The sequence below is a fragment of the Desulfoferrobacter suflitae genome, from assembly GCF_022603395.1.
Taxonomy (GTDB): domain Bacteria; phylum Desulfobacterota; class Syntrophobacteria; order Syntrophobacterales; family Syntrophobacteraceae; genus Desulfoferrobacter; species Desulfoferrobacter suflitae.
Window position 1 is genome coordinate 133881 of record NZ_JAIBKA010000001.1, and the last position, 15480, is coordinate 149360.

14 protein-coding genes are annotated in these 15480 nt (G+C 50.8%); 13 read left to right on the forward strand and 1 reads right to left on the reverse strand.

Translation table 11 applies throughout. The features are described 5' to 3' along the window. Positions 1-8: 8 nt before the first annotated feature. The 13 genes from K1V27_RS00670 to K1V27_RS00730 all read left to right on the forward strand — a co-directional run bounded on the left by K1V27_RS00670 (position 9) and on the right by K1V27_RS00730 (position 15046). Positions 9-788 (forward strand): class I SAM-dependent methyltransferase, encoded by a 780-nt coding sequence (locus tag K1V27_RS00670; protein WP_258927599.1) that lies wholly within the window; start codon positions 9-11, stop codon positions 786-788. Positions 789-892: 104 nt separating this feature from the next. Further along, complete coding sequence (locus K1V27_RS00675) at positions 893-1441, forward strand: winged helix-turn-helix domain-containing protein (protein WP_258927600.1); 549 nt, start codon at positions 893-895, stop codon at positions 1439-1441. A gap of 338 nt (positions 1442-1779) precedes the next feature. Further along, positions 1780-2559, forward strand: a complete 780-nt coding sequence (locus K1V27_RS00680; protein ID WP_258927601.1) for an ABC transporter permease — start codon at positions 1780-1782, stop codon at positions 2557-2559. An 11-nt stretch (positions 2560-2570) separates the two neighbouring features. Continuing rightward, positions 2571-3833: an ABC transporter ATP-binding protein gene (locus tag K1V27_RS00685; RefSeq protein ID WP_258927602.1), complete on the forward strand. Its 1263-nt coding sequence runs from the start codon at positions 2571-2573 to the stop codon at positions 3831-3833. Positions 3834-4258: 425 nt separating this feature from the next. Then, on the forward strand, positions 4259-5596 hold the full coding sequence (locus K1V27_RS00690; protein WP_258927603.1) for a B12-binding domain-containing radical SAM protein: 1338 nt from the start codon (positions 4259-4261) through the stop codon (positions 5594-5596). Between the two features lie 176 nt (positions 5597-5772). Beyond that, a complete protein-coding gene (locus K1V27_RS00695; protein ID WP_258928018.1) occupies positions 5773-6726 on the forward strand; it encodes a glycosyltransferase in 954 nt (317 codons plus the stop codon). Next, positions 6719-7699, forward strand: coding sequence for a glycosyltransferase family 2 protein (locus K1V27_RS00700; RefSeq protein WP_258927604.1), 981 nt, complete (start codon positions 6719-6721; stop codon positions 7697-7699). Before K1V27_RS00695 ends, K1V27_RS00700 begins: the two co-directional genes overlap by 8 nt. Positions 7700-8033: 334 nt before the next feature. Further along, positions 8034-9137: a glycoside hydrolase family 99-like domain-containing protein gene (locus tag K1V27_RS00705; protein WP_258927605.1), complete on the forward strand. Its 1104-nt coding sequence runs from the start codon at positions 8034-8036 to the stop codon at positions 9135-9137. Positions 9138-9198: 61 nt separating this feature from the next. Further along, entirely contained in the window at positions 9199-10122 is a 924-nt protein-coding gene (locus K1V27_RS00710; RefSeq protein WP_258927606.1) for a glycosyltransferase family 2 protein, read from the forward strand. Positions 10123-10336: 214 nt separating this feature from the next. Beyond that, positions 10337-11515, forward strand: coding sequence for a glycosyltransferase (locus K1V27_RS00715; protein WP_258927607.1), 1179 nt, complete (start codon positions 10337-10339; stop codon positions 11513-11515). A 12-nt stretch (positions 11516-11527) separates the two neighbouring features. Then, on the forward strand, positions 11528-12448 hold the full coding sequence (locus tag K1V27_RS00720) for a glycosyltransferase family 2 protein (RefSeq protein WP_258927608.1): 921 nt from the start codon (positions 11528-11530) through the stop codon (positions 12446-12448). 79 nt (positions 12449-12527) lie between these two features. Continuing rightward, positions 12528-13853 carry a protoporphyrinogen/coproporphyrinogen oxidase gene (locus tag K1V27_RS00725; protein WP_258927609.1) on the forward strand — a complete coding sequence of 442 codons (1326 nt, stop codon included), beginning with the start codon at positions 12528-12530 and terminating at the stop codon, positions 13851-13853. Between the two features lie 23 nt (positions 13854-13876). Next, on the forward strand, positions 13877-15046 hold the full coding sequence (locus K1V27_RS00730; protein ID WP_258927610.1) for a glycosyltransferase: 1170 nt from the start codon (positions 13877-13879) through the stop codon (positions 15044-15046). 82 nt (positions 15047-15128) lie between these two features. On the opposite strand, the gene K1V27_RS00735 is transcribed toward K1V27_RS00730, so the two are convergent. Continuing rightward, the gene (locus K1V27_RS00735) at positions 15129-15329 is read right to left on the reverse strand and encodes a type II toxin-antitoxin system Phd/YefM family antitoxin (protein WP_258927611.1); all 201 of its coding nucleotides are present in this window, start codon (positions 15327-15329) and stop codon (positions 15129-15131) included. Between the last annotated feature and the right edge of the window lie 151 nt (positions 15330-15480).

Consider the following 15480-nt stretch of genomic DNA (forward strand, 5'->3'; position numbering starts at 1 on the left):
TCTACCCATTGGTTATCGAAGAAAGAAACGCCGTGATTAGAGAGTATCAATGGTCATTTTCCCAAAAATATCAAGATGCAGCGCACAATCGAAAACTCAAAGAGAATAAGGCCCAAACCATTTGCGCTGTGATCGAGAATCATGTTGGAAAAAATCTTCAAGACTTATCAGTGCTTGATGTTGGAGCCTCCACCGGAACTATAGCCGATTATCTCAGCGGCAAGGTCAGATATATGGCGGCAGTTGATATCGACGCTCCAGCCATCGAGTACGCGGCAAAAACCTATAGTTCACCAAACCTAGATTTTCTGGTCGGTGATGCGATGAATCTTAGTTTTGGGAGTCATACATTCGATGTGGTCATTTGTGCGCATGTCTATGAACACGTCCCCAGTGCACAGCAAATGACTTCTGAGGTTTACCGGGTTCTAAAAAATGGAGGAATTTGTTATTTCGCTGCCGGCAATAAATTTCAACTCATGGAACCCCACTACCGACTCCCATTTCTGTCGCTCATGCCCCGGCAAAGTGCAAATCTTTACCTAAAGTTCACGAGAAAAGGAGACAATTACTATGAGAAGCACCTTACCTATTGGGAACTTAGGGAGATTCTCCGACCTTTCGAGATTATCGATTACACCAGCCGAATTATCAAAAACCCAACTCATTTCAGAGCTCAATACATGATCCGCCCAGGTTCCAAGATGCAGAAGATTGCCCAGTTCGTTGCAACTCATGCCTATTGGGCGGTACCCACTTATATCTGGCTGTTGAAGAAAACCCGATAAGCAAGTGAAGCTTAATTCCCGATTGGGATACAAAAAGGACTTTACATCGAGCCAGTAAGACGCTATTTTCGAGCAACAAAACTGCTCATAATGATGGTGCACCAATGCTTGAGGGTATCATTACCTCTAAAACCCGCGTTAAGCTGCTCATGCGGTTCTTTTTGAACCCCCATGCCACCTCATATCTGCGCGAGCTTGCTGACCAGTTCGGCGTATCAACCAACGGCATTCGGGAAGAATTGATGCAGATGGTCCAGTCAAAGCTTCTCACGTCCCACAAGGAGGGAAGACAAGTCATTTATCAGGCCAATACCGCTCACCCCCTTTTCCACGAACTGCATTCCATGGTGCAGAAATCTCTTGGCATGGACCGCATCCTCGAAAGTATCATCGAGCGTCTTGGCGACATCGAAGAGGCGTACCTGATCGATGATTATGCCGAGGGGCGCGATACCGGCATCATAGACCTTTTGCTGATTGGCAATGTGAATACCTATCATCTGAGTGATCTGAGCAAAAAAACTGAACGCTATATTGATCGCAAAATTCGTTCATTAGTTCTGACTCGTGAAGAATTCGAGCAAATGGGTCCAAAGCTTAGGAATCGTCCAAACCTGCTGATTTGGAGGAAAGACATTGCGAAAGGGCCATAAGCTTCAGCTTTTTCTAATGAAAAGGCATGAGTGTTGCTTTACTTGATCAGTGCTGAGCTGAGCTTAATCGACTTAATCGATAGGCCCTCACAACAAATACAAAACCAGGCGGGATATCGCGCAACCGCCAAGAAACTAATGCAACCGAGTTGGCGGAGCTGTATCAACAGACCTTTTCAACAAATACTTAAATTTCACTCAAGTCTTCTATATGAAGACAATTCCTTCAAAAAAGAACGGGGCTATCCTTTTTGACATCGAAAGAGTTATCCCAACTCTCGGTAACGGTTTACACCCCGGAATCGGCCCTACGCCATCCAGTTCAGCTGTTGAGCACCATGTTCCGCGATCTAATGGCGTCGCGTGAACTGGCCTGGCAGCTGGCCGTTCGCGACATCAAAGCGCAGTACCGGCAGACCGCGCTGGGCCTGATCTGGGCCTTCATCCTCCCGCTGGCCAACACCGCCGCGTGGCTGATGATCCATAATGCCGGCATCGTCACCGTGCGACATACCGACCTGCCCTATCCCATCTTCGTTTTCACCGGGACCATGCTCTGGGCTATCTTCATGGACTCGGTGAACGCCCCCTTGCAACAGACCATCGCCGCCAGGCCTATGCTGGCCAAGATCAATTTTCCGCGTGAGGCCCTGGTCGTTTCGGGCATCTACCAGACCCTCTTCAATGCGGGCATCAAGCTCGTCGTCACGCTGGCCGCCTTGCTGATCATGGGCGTGGCCCCCGGTATGGGGCTGGCGTTCTTCCCCGTCGCCCTGCTGTCACTGATACTGGCTGGAACGGCGCTGGGCCTGCTGCTCACGCCGATCGGCGTGCTTTACTCCGATATCGGCAAGGCATTGCCCCTGCTCATGCAGTTTTTCATGTATTTGACCCCGGTCGTCTTCCCGATGCCGCAGAGCGGATGGGCCGCGGCGTTGTTCCAGGTCAATCCACTAACCCCACTCATTGTTACTGCGCGCGACCTATTGACCGGCATGCCCCCCGCATACATGGACGGTTTCATGACGGTCAATGCCGGGATGCTAGTGCTGCTGGCTCTGGTCTGGGTGGTCTATCGGGCCGCCATCCCGATCCTGATCGAACGTATGAGTGCTTAGGGAATACGGGGATGACCGACACGCTGATCAAGGTCGAGAATGTCTCGAAAAAGTTTTGCCGCAGCCTGAAAAGGTCACTGCGGTACGGAATACAGGATCTGGGGAATGAACTGATCGGTCGCCGGCATGGTGGTAACGGCGAATTACGCGAAGACGAGTTCTGGGCGGTAAAAGATGTCAGCTTTGAGGTGAAGCGTGGTGAATGCCTTGGGCTTATCGGCCGTAATGGAGCCGGCAAAACCACTCTGCTAAGGATGCTGAATGGCCTGATCAAGCCCGACAAGGGCAGGATAGAGATGCGAGGGCGGGTGGGGGCATTGATTGCACTCGGTGCTGGGTTTAATCCGATCCTCACAGGGCGAGAGAACATCTACGTTAACGGTGCAGTGCTTGGGCTTTCAAAGAAGGAGACAGGCAATAAAATCGAGGAAATCATTGATTTTGCCGAAATTCGAGAATTCATTGATTCACCTGTGCAGAGTTACAGTGCAGGGATGACTGTACGACTGGGATTTGCGGTGGCAGCTGCACTCGATCCACATATCCTGCTTCTTGACGAAGTGCTTGCGGTAGGCGATGTAGGGTTCCAGGCAAAATGCTTAAACACCTTAAGTGACTTTCGGAAGAAGGGCACTGGTTTTGTTCTGGTTTCCCACAATATGCACCAGATATCCCGATACTGTGACCAACTGCTTTATCTTAAGGGAGGTCACGTTGCCCATTGCGGTGACGTTGAGAGTGGCATCAAGCAATTTCTGCAGCACATGGATGCGAATCAGCCAAGCATCGAAACCGAAGCGACTGAATGGTCAAGGGTATACGGTAGCGGCAAGGTCATTTTGAAGAACGCAACCTTTCTAGACAAGGATGGATTGCCCGTCAATCATATCAGAACTGGCGACACCTTCAGTCTGGCCATTGATTACGAATGTCCTGGGGAGTTAGTTAGTGACACGATCTTAGACATAGTTATCAGGGACAAAGAAGGAACTCTGTATCAGGGCACCAGTGCAGACTACGGCGTTGACTTCGGCCTATTATCTCAGGCTGGGAGAATGATCGTTACTTTCGAACATATGCCCGCAAACAGTACAGAGGTCCAGTTCTTCCTTACGTTACTGAACGCAAAAAATGGAGAAATATACGATTGGAAGCGGCATATTCGTCTCAAGATCACCAACAATGCGATACTCAATGGACGGGTCTCTTTAACTGTTAGTTGGGCACTTTCAAACCCGATTTTGAATCAGCTGGAGCACCGAACCAGGATCTGATACGGCTAATACCACAAACGACATTAGGCTATTGGCAGTCGAGTTGGGGCGTGGGGCCTCTTCATATCTCCCAGGGTTCGAACCCCTAAACATTTGGTGGAATGGCGTTCGCATGCTCGTCATTAGTTGGGGCCTTCGCTATCTGCATGAGATGGAGCGTGTCATCAAATCACGAAACATGTTGATTGACAGTTCTGCGTTTCCGGATAATCAAGGTGAGGCAGATATCCTTTTTTTTCAAAGAGTCCACCCACGGGCACCTATATCTATATACAAGAGCGCGAAATCACATGCGCCAAAATCGTTTCACAGAACATCATTTCTTTGTCAACAGGATGTATTTTTTCAGCGTACCTTAAAGCTCAATGCTATGCGGGGGCTAAAGGCAGAGTGATCGTGGTAGACAGAGATGCAGGGAAGCTAGAATGAAAATTCTATTTGTGACTTCGGGAGCTCCTAGTAAAAGTCCTTTTTCGACGACTGAGAAACGCCCTCCTCTCGGCTTAGGAAGCCTGATGGCTGTGACGCAGAAAGCAGGCCACCAAGTTTTCTTCATCGATAACTACCTTCGCCCAAATGACTTCATCCAAAAGGGATTTCTTCAAGATAAGCAAATCGATTATGTGGGTATCTACGCTAACACGATATGCTATCGAGACTCGCTGCGTATGTTCGATAAAATACAAGAGCTACGTGACTCAGGTATATGGACTGGGAAAATTATGGTAGGCGGCCCGCACACCTCTGTAGCCCTTGAAACGATTCCTGACTTCGTGGATCACATAATTCAGGGCGAAGGTGAGCACACCATCTTGGATATACTTGATGGAAAAGAAACGGAGCGAGTGCTGAAGGGACGGCGTGTGGAGGATCTAGACATGCTTCCTTTTCAGCCTTGGCATATTTTTGCCTCGCTCCCCTATGACAATACATGCCCATGGATAGAGCAAGGCTCTATTTTCACCATGAATACAAGCCGAGGATGCCCTTTCGGTTGTTCGTTCTGTTCAGTCGGGTCTGTGTGGGGAAAACAATATGTTGCCCAAAGCGCGGAACGAATCTTGTCGGAAATGGAATACCTCGTGTGCGACTTCGGTGCACAAGGGTTCTACTTTAGGGAGGATCATTTCACACTCAGCCTCAAACGAACAACGAATTTCTGTGAATTGCTCCTTTCCAGAGGAATTAAGACACCGTGGGCATGTGAGACGCGAGTCGACCGAATGACGGAAGACATTGTGAAGTTGATGGCTGCTGCCGGCTGCAAAGCAGTGTATCTTGGGGTGGAAAGTGGTAGTCAAAGGATACTCGATAGGCTAAACAAAAACGTTACAGTCGGCCAGATCGAGAGCGCTATTCGGTGGTGCAAACAAGCAAGGATCAATGTCTATTGCAGTTTAATTACCGGCGTACCGGGAGAAACCTACGAGGATTTCTTGAAGACTGAAAAACTAATACGCCGCCTTCGGCCCCATTCCCATTGCTTCAATATCTTTGTGGGCATCCCAACCAGCCCTCTCTATCGCGAATGCTTGGAGAAGGGTTTGTATGAGTACAAAGATGATCTCGGGCTTCTTTATCCTCCAGGATTTGACATCAAGGCTGAGTACTTCTATGGGCAGGGGAGCTCAACCTTTGTTGATTATCGCTTCCGTCGTAGAACGGCTTTCGACTACAGACTCAAGGCGAGACAGAAACGATCAAGGATACGCAAAACTCTTGGTTCTCGGGTACCGCCAAACATAATGAGATTTTTAAAGTGAATCTGATGAGGTGGAACTCCCACGGAATAGTATTTCAGGTTTTCCGGTTACACTCCAACTCATGCTGGGCTTCATGAACAGTCTAAGATCTGCAAGATGTGGTCTAGAGAAATCGATAAAAAGCCGAGGATTGTGACATGCCCAATGATCCACACGCTCCTCTCATCTCTGTGCTTATGGCCGTTTGCAATGGTGAGCGATTTGTTCGCGAGGCTGTTGATAGTATTGTTAATCAATCCTTTCGTGACTTCGAATTCATTGTCATCGACGATGGTTCTACTGATGGTACCCGCACTATTATAGAATCTTACTCTGATCCTCGTATACGCGCGTTTAGGAATGAGCAGAACATCGGCCTTACTCGCTCGTTGAACAAAGGTCTCGCATTGGCCAGGGGAAAGTATATTGCCCGTCAGGATGCCGATGACATTTCTTATTCTCATCGCTTCGCTTGCCAAACGGCGTATCTGCGTTCACATCCCGAGATAGTAGCCCTGGGTGCACAGCTCTGCTTCATTGATGAGGATGGCTTGCCAATAGGGAATGAAAGCCGCGTGACAAGACATGATGACATCGTCGCTATGCTGATGCGAGGCGAGGGTGCGCTTCCACACCCGGTCGTAATGATGCGTGCGGATGTGATCGGGGAAGTGGGAGGGTATCGGGAAAAGTTCATGGCCGCACAAGATTTGGACCTGTGGCTACGGTTGGCGGAGCGAGGAAGGCTGGCCAACCTTGAGAGTGTATTGTTGAAATACCGTTTGCACGAGCTCCAGGTAGGGAGCGCCAGGCGGGAACTCCAGCTTAAAGCTGCCAGGCATGCCGTCATCGACGCATACGACCGTCAGGGGAAACCTACACCGATGACATTGGAAATCGACGGCCAATTTGCAGTGGCTTCGTGGGAGTTGCATCACAGATGGTCACTCATGGCTCTGCGAGCTGGCAATCGTCTAACAGCCATCAAACATGCGATGATTGGTGTACGACAGGCGCGCCAGTCAGCGACTTCGTGGTGGATACTTTTGACGTCGATATGCCCACGAGTCCAGAGTCGACTGAGAGACATGCGGCAGCACTTTTTGGCAAATTCGCAGCGTAACCAGACGGAGGCACGAACCGGTGACTAACCCGCTGGTCAGCGTCATAATCCCTTGCTACAACCAGGCACGTTTCCTGCCGGAGGCGGTGGAAAGCATTCAGGACCAGACCTATCAGAACTGGGAGTGTCTAATTGTAAATGATGGCTCAACTGACGACACGGCCGAGGTTGCTGCAGGGTTGGCCGCAGCGGACAGACGCGTACGACATCTCAATCAGTTTAATGCGGGGCTATCAAGTGCCCGAAACCGTGGCTTAAAAGAGAGCCGCGGCTGGTTAATTCAATTCCTGGATGCGGACGATAGACTTGAAGCTCTTAAGCTGGAGACTCACACCTCATGGCTGGAGAACCATCGGGAGATAGGAATCGTGTACGGCGAAGCTCGTTACTTCACCAATGAAAATCCGGAACTCCGAGAGTTCGGATTGCTTGGGCCGAACCGGCCATGGCAAGCCGACGAACCCTGGATAGGAAAATTATGGGCATGCGCCATGCCATTGCTCCAAACTGTAATCGAACAGAATATTATGGCCGTCAATTGTGCGCTGATTTGTCGTGAAGTTTTCGAGTCCGTCGGGGGATGGAACGAGTCGCTGGGCGCTTTGGAAGATTGGGAATTCTGGACCAGATGCCTGTTTAGGGGAATACGATTCCAGTACTTGGATGCAGAAGATAGCAAAGCTCTTGTACGTAGTCACTCTGCCAGTATGAGCCGTGACTTTTACCGAATCCACCATGCGACAGTGCAATTCCGTACCATTATCGGGCACTTTCTTCTGGATTCAGAATCTCGATTGAAGAACTACCGGTACGCCAGATGTTCATTGCAGATGTTGCCCCTGGGTAAGCGTCTTAGGGCTACCTTGCCATTGCTTTCTGCAAGTTGGTGTCCGGCAGTCTGTAGAGAGTTCATGGGCGAAATGATTCTTCATCTGCCTCTTGTACGAGAGATTACTCGTACGATACGGTATCTCGTTTCGCACACCGAGCCTTGCGAGTGATCTTGGAGTAGGGAGCTACCTGGAATTCACCATGATGATGGTCAAACCCAGATTGCCTCTATCATTCTGAGATCCTTGCTGGATAATGACGTTCGCCACCGGACATGTTCTTGCCAGTCGCCATGCCAGAAAAAGTATCGTAGGCCCGTCCTTCTACTGGGTATAGAACAGGAACCTATTCTGGATCATATTCTTTCATAGATCCAATGGATTACACATGATTGCGCCCATAAGGCCCAAATTTTAATTGCTCTGAAAGGTCACTCTTTGTCTCGATGGCCAACTGCAACCTTGCCGATGGCGCAACTGGAGGATAAATGACTGGGGAAATGTTATGTTAATAAATTCGAAACAAGCTCGCCTGATTGCATTTTATTTACCCCAGTTTCACCCTATCCCTGAAAATGACGATTGGTGGGGCAAAGGTTTCACTGAATGGCGCACCGTGGCCAAGGCAAAACCGTTGTTCAAAGGGCATTATCAGCCCCATCTACCTGCAGACTTAGGGTTCTATGATTTGCGACTGCCGGAAATACGTGAGGCTCAAGCAGACATGGCAAGGAAATATGGGGTTTTTGCGTTCTGTTATTATCATTACTGGTTCAATGGTCGACGTTTGCTAGAGCGCCCTTTCAACGAAGTGTTATCCTCCGGGCAACCAGATTTCCCCTTTTGTCTTTGCTGGGCAAATGAGAACTGGACGCGAGTATGGGACGGTGGAAACCATCATATCCTCATGTCTCAGAATTACAGTGCGCAAGACGATCGAAAGCATATTGAGAGCCTAATCCCGGCATTTCAAGACCAGCGATATGTCAGGATAAGTGACAAACCGGTATTTCTCATTTATCGTAGCGAATTGTTGACGGACCCCCTACGGACAACGGAAATTTGGCGAGAAGTTGCATATAAAGCTGGATTTGAGGGTCTTTATCTCATAAGGGTAGAAAGCTTCCTCAGGGATGTGGACCCTCAAACATTCGGATTCGATGCTGCGGTTGAATTTTCACCAGACTGGCGTTGCTTGCGGCCTATTAAGAATCGTACAAAGTGGAAATATCTGCTAGCAAAATGCGGCGTTTTTCCTGGAGCTTATTTCGATAATGCAATTGTGGAATATCAATCGATGGTCAATGGAATGTTAAATAAGAAAATGCCCGATTATAAGCGGTACCGGTGCGTCACGCCTATGTGGGATAATAGTGCTCGTAGGGTTAAAGATGCCGCCATCCTCGTTAATTCAACTCCTGAAAAATACCAGGCTTGGCTCCGGGAGGCAGTCGATTGGACACGGAAGAACTATGAGGGTGAAGAGCGGATCGTCTTCATAAATGGATGGAACGAGTGGGGTGAAGGCAATCATCTTGAACCGGATCTCAGGTGGGGAAGGGGGTATCTACAAGCAACGTTGCAAGTGATGAACGAGTCTGCGCAGTAGGGCTTCTGCTCAATCACCAATCACAACGCCTGAACTCGTCTGTTTCCGGCAAAGGTATCAGATGTGCAAAATCAGTGTAATAATAACTACTTATAATCACCGAGACTTCATCCTCGAGACGCTCGATTCAGTTTTCGCACAAACCTTATCTGAATATGAAGTTATTGTGATCAACGATGGCTCTAGTGATGATACGGAAGATCTGCTGCTTCCTTTGGCACGAGCAGGGCGTATTCGCAATATCTTGCAGGATAATTCCGGACCTGGTGCTGCACGCAATCGCGGGATTGCTGAGGCTAGAGGTGAGTTCATTGCTCTCCTCGATGATGACGATATCTGGCCGCCGGACAAACTGCAATGGCAAATTGCTGCGATTCAAAAGGATTCCTCCATTGCAGTTGTGTATGGATTCTTTGAATCTTTCGGACACCCTCCGCTCTGCCGGCATCCGGGCAATTGGGGGCCAGATGGCTGGGTTCTGCAGGAAGTGTATCGTAGGAACTGGATTAAATCACCAGGCCAAACTTTGATAAGGGCATCAGCCGTAAAAAGAGTTGGAGGTTTTGACACCTCCATATGGGGTGCTGATGATTGGGACTTGTGGATAAGGTTGGCAGAGATTGGACGATTCAATTATGTCCCGAAGCTTGCTCTACTCTATAGGCAGCACCACAGCAATGCTTCCAAAGACATAATGAAAATGTATATTAATTCCATGAAAGTGCTTCACAAGAATCAAGGCTCTTTGCCCAATTTTCGAAACTGGCATGCCTGGATTTCAGCCTGGCGCTTCATCTTGAGCTTCTCACGCCGTAATGCCCTTGATTCCATGCAGCAGGCGATTTCTGTCGGTGACTCCAGAAAGGCTGTCCATATGTGGCTTGTCGCACAGCGATTTGCCGCTGCCGGCTCGGGAACGGACCAACTCCTCGGTTTTCTGTCTGGACAGGTGTCTAGAAAACTTTTGCCTAGAACTCGCTCTTAACGCCTCAAAGGGCTTGGTAAGGTGCCAGCTGACTTGCTGCCGCTTCGGCCATGGCTTTGGCGCGAAATCTATGTCCGCTTACCCTTGGATGGAGTGTTGGGACGTATGGCAAGGCTATTCCGGCGACGACGGTGGCGAGCAGATCCGGCATCGAAGTCATCGCCGACAGCAGGATGACGAAACGACAAGATGGCCCCGTCGTGGTGGGAAACCCATGGATAAAGCTGGATATCCGTTGGTGTCAGTCATCATCCCTGCCTACAATTATGCCCGTTTTTTGGCGGCAGCCATTGACAGTGTTAGGCAACAGGACTACCCGCACATCGAGATTATTGTCATCGATGATGGATCGACTGATGACACACCACTAATACTCTCAAAGATTTCAAACATTACATACATCCGGCAAGAAAATCAGGGACTTTCCGCTGCACGCAATCATGGGATTCAGCTGGCTCATGGGAAGTATCTGCAGTTCCTCGACGCCGATGATCTATTGGGGGTTACTTCGATCCGAAAGCGTGTGGATTTCCTTGAGCAAAATCCGGACAAGAGCGCAGTGATATGCCGCAGCGCCTACTTTTCAGTTCGCCCTTATCCAGAGCGTTATGCGTTTCTGAACAAGGAATGGCGGCAGCCGGATCCAAACCATGTGGACCTCGCCTTGTGCTATTTCAATATTGCGCCACCGCACGCTTTTCTTATCCGCAAATCGGAAGTCGATAAAATCTCTCTCCGATTTGATCCACATTTGCGTGCTTGTGAGGACTATGATTTTTGGTTTCGCTTGGCCCAAAGATCCGGTGTACCGGGTGTGGTGCGATCCTGCTGGGTCTACTATCGGCAACATAAGAACAGTATGTCCCGTTCCTACGTGAACCAGTATCAGCACGACGCTGAACTCTGCAAGCGTGTATTGGCGCTTATGGATGACAGCAAAAAGTTTTTTTGCGCCCGTCCAATGGCCGATTATCTATTTGCAATGCTTGCGGCATCGCTATTGACTGCACGTCGGCTTTGGAGGGTAGACCGGTCGTCTTTTGACGATTTCACCTCCTGGCACATCATGCACCTACAAAGAAAACTGTGCGAAGCACAACGCGAATCTCCTCCTACAGCGATGGCCCATCTTTACCTGGCCCTAAGTCGCCTGCACCTCCTCAGGATGTGGTTCCGAGATCATTCCCTGAATTGGGTTGATTATGACAGGCTTTGTGATGTGCTCCCCTCAGCAAAGAGCTATTTTGTTTCGGCGATCAGCAGGGGAGTTGCACTTGTTTCTTTACGCACTACAGCCAGATTGCTCAAGTTCGATGTGCTTTATGCCGCTCTCTTGTTGCGGTCCAAGCTAACTCGTAAGCGAGTGGATTCAAAAGAACCATTTTACATGTGAGCAAACACATCGATGAACGTCACCTCTGTCATCGCCACCTACAACCGCAAGAAATTCCTGTTCGATTGTGTCGACGCCATAAGCAATCAGACGTTGCCGCCGGTATGTATCCTTGTCGTCGACAATGCCTCGACCGATGGTACCCGCGAGGCAATTGTCGAGGCGGATAACTTTGATCTGCCAGATTTCACCTACCTAAGACTGGATGAAAATACGGGTGGGGCGGGCGGTTTCCATGCCGGGCTGGAATGGGCACTACGTAGGCACGACGGCTGGGCTTGGCTGATGGACGATGATGCTGTGCCGGAGCCAGATGCTCTGGAAAATCTGTGCAGGCATGCGCTTGACCCATCCTGCGTCTATGGCTCGGTTGCGGTGTTTCATGAAAATGGGCGGAAGAAGCTTTGTTCTCCGGCAGAGGCGGTGCGCAGAAGAACGGAAGGATACCTGGAGTATCTTGATTCGCTCGAACCGGTTGAAGAAGTGGCCAGAATCCCCTTTCTTGGGTTCTTGATCCACCGGAGCATGGTGGAGCGGATTGGCTTCCCGCGAGAGGATTTTTTCATCTACTGGGACGACCTGGAGTATTCGGAGCGAGTCAAGCGGCATGGCGGCAAGCTTTTCCTGGTCAGAGACAGCATTATCGTGCACCCCGTGCCGCAAATCACAACGTTTCGTTTTCTGAATATGCAAGTGGCCTACCGAAGCCTGCCGCCCTGGAAAATTTACTACGAGGTCAGAAATAAGATCGTCACATCCAAGGAGTACTTTGGGGCTTCACTCTGGTCGAAAACCATGCCGGGGATTATCTTTCGGTTGGTCTTGAGCCTCCTGAAAGAAAAAAATCCCGGGGGTTGCTTACAAGCTTTTGTGCGTGCTATCCGGGACGGACTGACGGGCAGGACCGGCAAGAGATTCCTGCCTCCAGGATGAAGTTTTGATTAGAATGCAACCAAGTGGAGTCAGCCATCAGCATCTATCCCGTCCGCCCAGAACCGGAAGGGCCGGCAATATGGTGAAACATTATCAGTTGTTGATTCTTGGCGCAGGCATGAGCGGACTTGCCGCTGCTATGGCTTCACAGGCGCCTATTTTGGAAAAAGGGGAAGCAGCCGGCGGCATTTGTCTATCCTATTATATGCGGCCCGGCACTGAGGAACGGCTCGCTCAAACGCCAGCCGACGGCGAAGCGTACCGTTTCGAAAATGGCGGGGGCCACTGGATTTTTGGCGGAGAACCGGCTGTTTTAAAAAGCCTGCAAGCGTTGTCACCCCTACGTCGGTATTCGCGGAATTCATCTGTGTTTCTCAACAGTTGTAATCTGTATGTGCCCTACCCGATTCAAAACCACCTGGGATATTTGGGGCCGGAAGTGGCTGCTCGAGCATTGCAGGAGATCATCGCCGCTCCGCACAGCATCCCTGCCACCATGGCGGAGTGGATCGCTCAGAATTTCGGGAGCACCCTTACCGGTCTGTTCTTCGCTCCGTTCCAGGAGCTCTACACCGCCGGTCTCTGGACCCGGATCGCCCCGCAGGACGCTTACAAGACACCAATCGACTTGTCTCTTGTTCTCAAGGGGGCGTTCGGCAGCGTCCCTCCGGTAGGCTACAACGCCACCTTCGCCTACCCTGAATCCGGACTCGACTCTCTGATCGCACGTATGGCAGCACAGTGTCAGATTCATCATGGCAAAGAAGCGATTCGGATCGATACGCGCAGCAAAACAATCCAGTTAGCGGACGGCACGTCGGCCCGTTATGAACATCTCATTTCAACCCTTCCCCTCAACCGCATGATCGAGTTGACGGGAATTTGCATAGACAGAAGGACGGACCCGCATACCTCTGTTCTGGTCCTCAACATCGGCGCGGCGAAAGGCCGGCAATGTCCCGCCGACCATTGGCTCTACACGCCGCAGAATCGCTCGGGATTCCACCGGGTCGGCTTCTACAGCAATGTGGACCCATCGTTCCTGCCGGTTTCCAGCAGAACCAGAGCGGATCGGATGGCGATCTACGTCGAACGATCCTACCCGGGTAACTCAATGCCAAGCTGGGACGAAATCCGGACGTATCGCGATTGCGTTGTTCAGGAGTTGCAGGAGTGGCAGTATATCGAAGAAGTGGAAGTTGCCGATCCCACCTGGGTCGAAGTCGGTTACACCTGGGCGTGGCCCGGCTCCCGCTGGAAGCAGGAAGCTATGAGCGCGCTGGAAGCGGTCGATATCTTTCAGGTCGGCCGCTATGGCCGGTGGACCTTTCAGGGCATTGCTGACTCCGTTCGCGACGGCTTCATTGTGGGAGCGGCACTGAAAGCGACGAGTCGGCGGCAATAACAGCCCACGTGCAGGATTCGAGCATGAACCCGAAAGCACTGCGCGTGCTGGTGCTCACCAAACGCCAGTACATGAAAAAAGACCTGCTGGATGATCGGTACGGTCGCATGCGCGAACTGCCGCTCGGTCTCGCCCTTCGAGGCCACCAGGTGCGAGGGCTGTGCTTGAGCTATGCACACCGGGAAGAGAGTGATCATTACGATGGACCGGTTCACTGGACCTCCATCAACGCCACTGCACTCAAGGCACCAGGGCTTGTGCGCTTCATTCATGATGCGGCGTTGCTTGCACGCCACTGCGACGTGATCTGGGCGGGCTCCGATTCCTTTTACGGCGTCATCGCCTGTTTGCTCGGCCGACGGTACAAGGTGCCCGTGGTTTTTGACCTGTATGACAATTTTGCTTCTTTTGCAGCGGCAAAGCTCCCCATCCTAAAGCAGCTTTACCGCTGGGCCCTGCGGGAATGCGCCGGCGTCACTTGCAACGGATGGGCCCTCGCCCGCCTGATTCGATCCTCCGGACGTCGCAAACCGATCACGGTCATCGAAACCACTGCAAGAACCGATCTTTTCAAGCCGATGGACCAGACACTATGCCGAGCAAGGATGCAATTGCCGAAAGAGGCTTTGCTGGTCGGCTATGCGGGGGCCATATACCAAAACCGCGGCGTTGATCTGCTGTTCAAGGCTTTCCACCAGCTGCAGCAGAAATATCCTCAGCTTTGCCTGGCCGTTGCCGGGCCGCGTGAACCGCAGGTGCGGATGCCGCAAAGTCCACGCCTTTTTGACCTGGGGATTCTCCCGTTCAAAGAAATCCCTTATTTCACCAATGCCCTCGATGTGGCAGTCATTTGCAACAGTGACAACGATTTCGGCCGCTACTGCTTCCCTCAGAAAGCCTGGGAAATCATGGCCTGCGACGTCCCTCTGATCGCCGCGGGAGTCGAAGGGATGCGCGAGTTTTTCGAGCATCACCCGCAGTGGCTCTATGCTCCAAACGACAGCAACGAGCTAGCTCTCGCGCTGGAGAGACGCCTGCAGGACCGCAGCACAGACTATCCGCAAGCTCCTTCGTGGTATGAATGTGCCGGAAAACTTGAAGAAATCATGGAAAAGTCTGCAAGCCGAAGGTTATACGTGACAGAGGAAATTCGATCATTCTCGGGCCTGGCTGACGGCGGGAAAGAATTTTAATGTGATCACCATATGGACTGGCTTGATCCTGGAAACACCAAGTCATCACAACGGAGGTGTCAATCACAAAATCATCTCCCATTCATCGCCTTCCCTCTTCAATCATATCCCGGATAGAAAGCCCTTCGAGAGCATGCTTTTTGCGGAATTCCCGCAGTTCAGCAATAACCTTCCTGGGTTCCGTCTTCCTTGAAGGCTCCGCCGGCTGCAACACGGCTACCGGTACGCCGTGCTTGGTGATGGTTATACGCTCTCCCTGTAGATAGTAGATTTCGTCATCCAACCTGCATGACTCCCACCATCGGTTTTCCAACCGACGAAATGACCGCTCCACTGCGCTGGATTGGGCGCAGCGATACCCAGCAATTACGACCGCAAGGATCCGCTGCATATGGTCCCTTGAAAGGTTTTCTTGTTGGGTTTCATTGCATTCA

What these genes read in the sequence shown, in the direction of transcription:
- K1V27_RS00675 (WP_258927600.1), top strand. Translation starts at nt 893, where the DNA reads ATGCTTGAGGGTATCATTACCTCTAAAACCCGCGTTAAGCTGCTCATG.
- K1V27_RS00680 (WP_258927601.1), top strand. Translation starts at nt 1,780, where the DNA reads ATGTTCCGCGATCTAATGGCGTCGCGTGAACTGGCCTGGCAGCTGGCC.
- K1V27_RS00685 (WP_258927602.1), top strand. Translation starts at nt 2,571, where the DNA reads ATGACCGACACGCTGATCAAGGTCGAGAATGTCTCGAAAAAGTTTTGC.
- K1V27_RS00690 (WP_258927603.1), top strand. Translation starts at nt 4,259, where the DNA reads ATGAAAATTCTATTTGTGACTTCGGGAGCTCCTAGTAAAAGTCCTTTT.
- K1V27_RS00695 (WP_258928018.1), top strand. Translation starts at nt 5,773, where the DNA reads ATGGCCGTTTGCAATGGTGAGCGATTTGTTCGCGAGGCTGTTGATAGT.
- K1V27_RS00705 (WP_258927605.1), top strand. Translation starts at nt 8,034, where the DNA reads ATGTTAATAAATTCGAAACAAGCTCGCCTGATTGCATTTTATTTACCC.
- K1V27_RS00710 (WP_258927606.1), top strand. Translation starts at nt 9,199, where the DNA reads ATGTGCAAAATCAGTGTAATAATAACTACTTATAATCACCGAGACTTC.
- K1V27_RS00715 (WP_258927607.1), top strand. Translation starts at nt 10,337, where the DNA reads ATGGATAAAGCTGGATATCCGTTGGTGTCAGTCATCATCCCTGCCTAC.
- K1V27_RS00720 (WP_258927608.1), top strand. Translation starts at nt 11,528, where the DNA reads ATGAACGTCACCTCTGTCATCGCCACCTACAACCGCAAGAAATTCCTG.
- K1V27_RS00725 (WP_258927609.1), top strand. Translation starts at nt 12,528, where the DNA reads ATGGTGAAACATTATCAGTTGTTGATTCTTGGCGCAGGCATGAGCGGA.
- K1V27_RS00730 (WP_258927610.1), top strand. Translation starts at nt 13,877, where the DNA reads ATGAACCCGAAAGCACTGCGCGTGCTGGTGCTCACCAAACGCCAGTAC.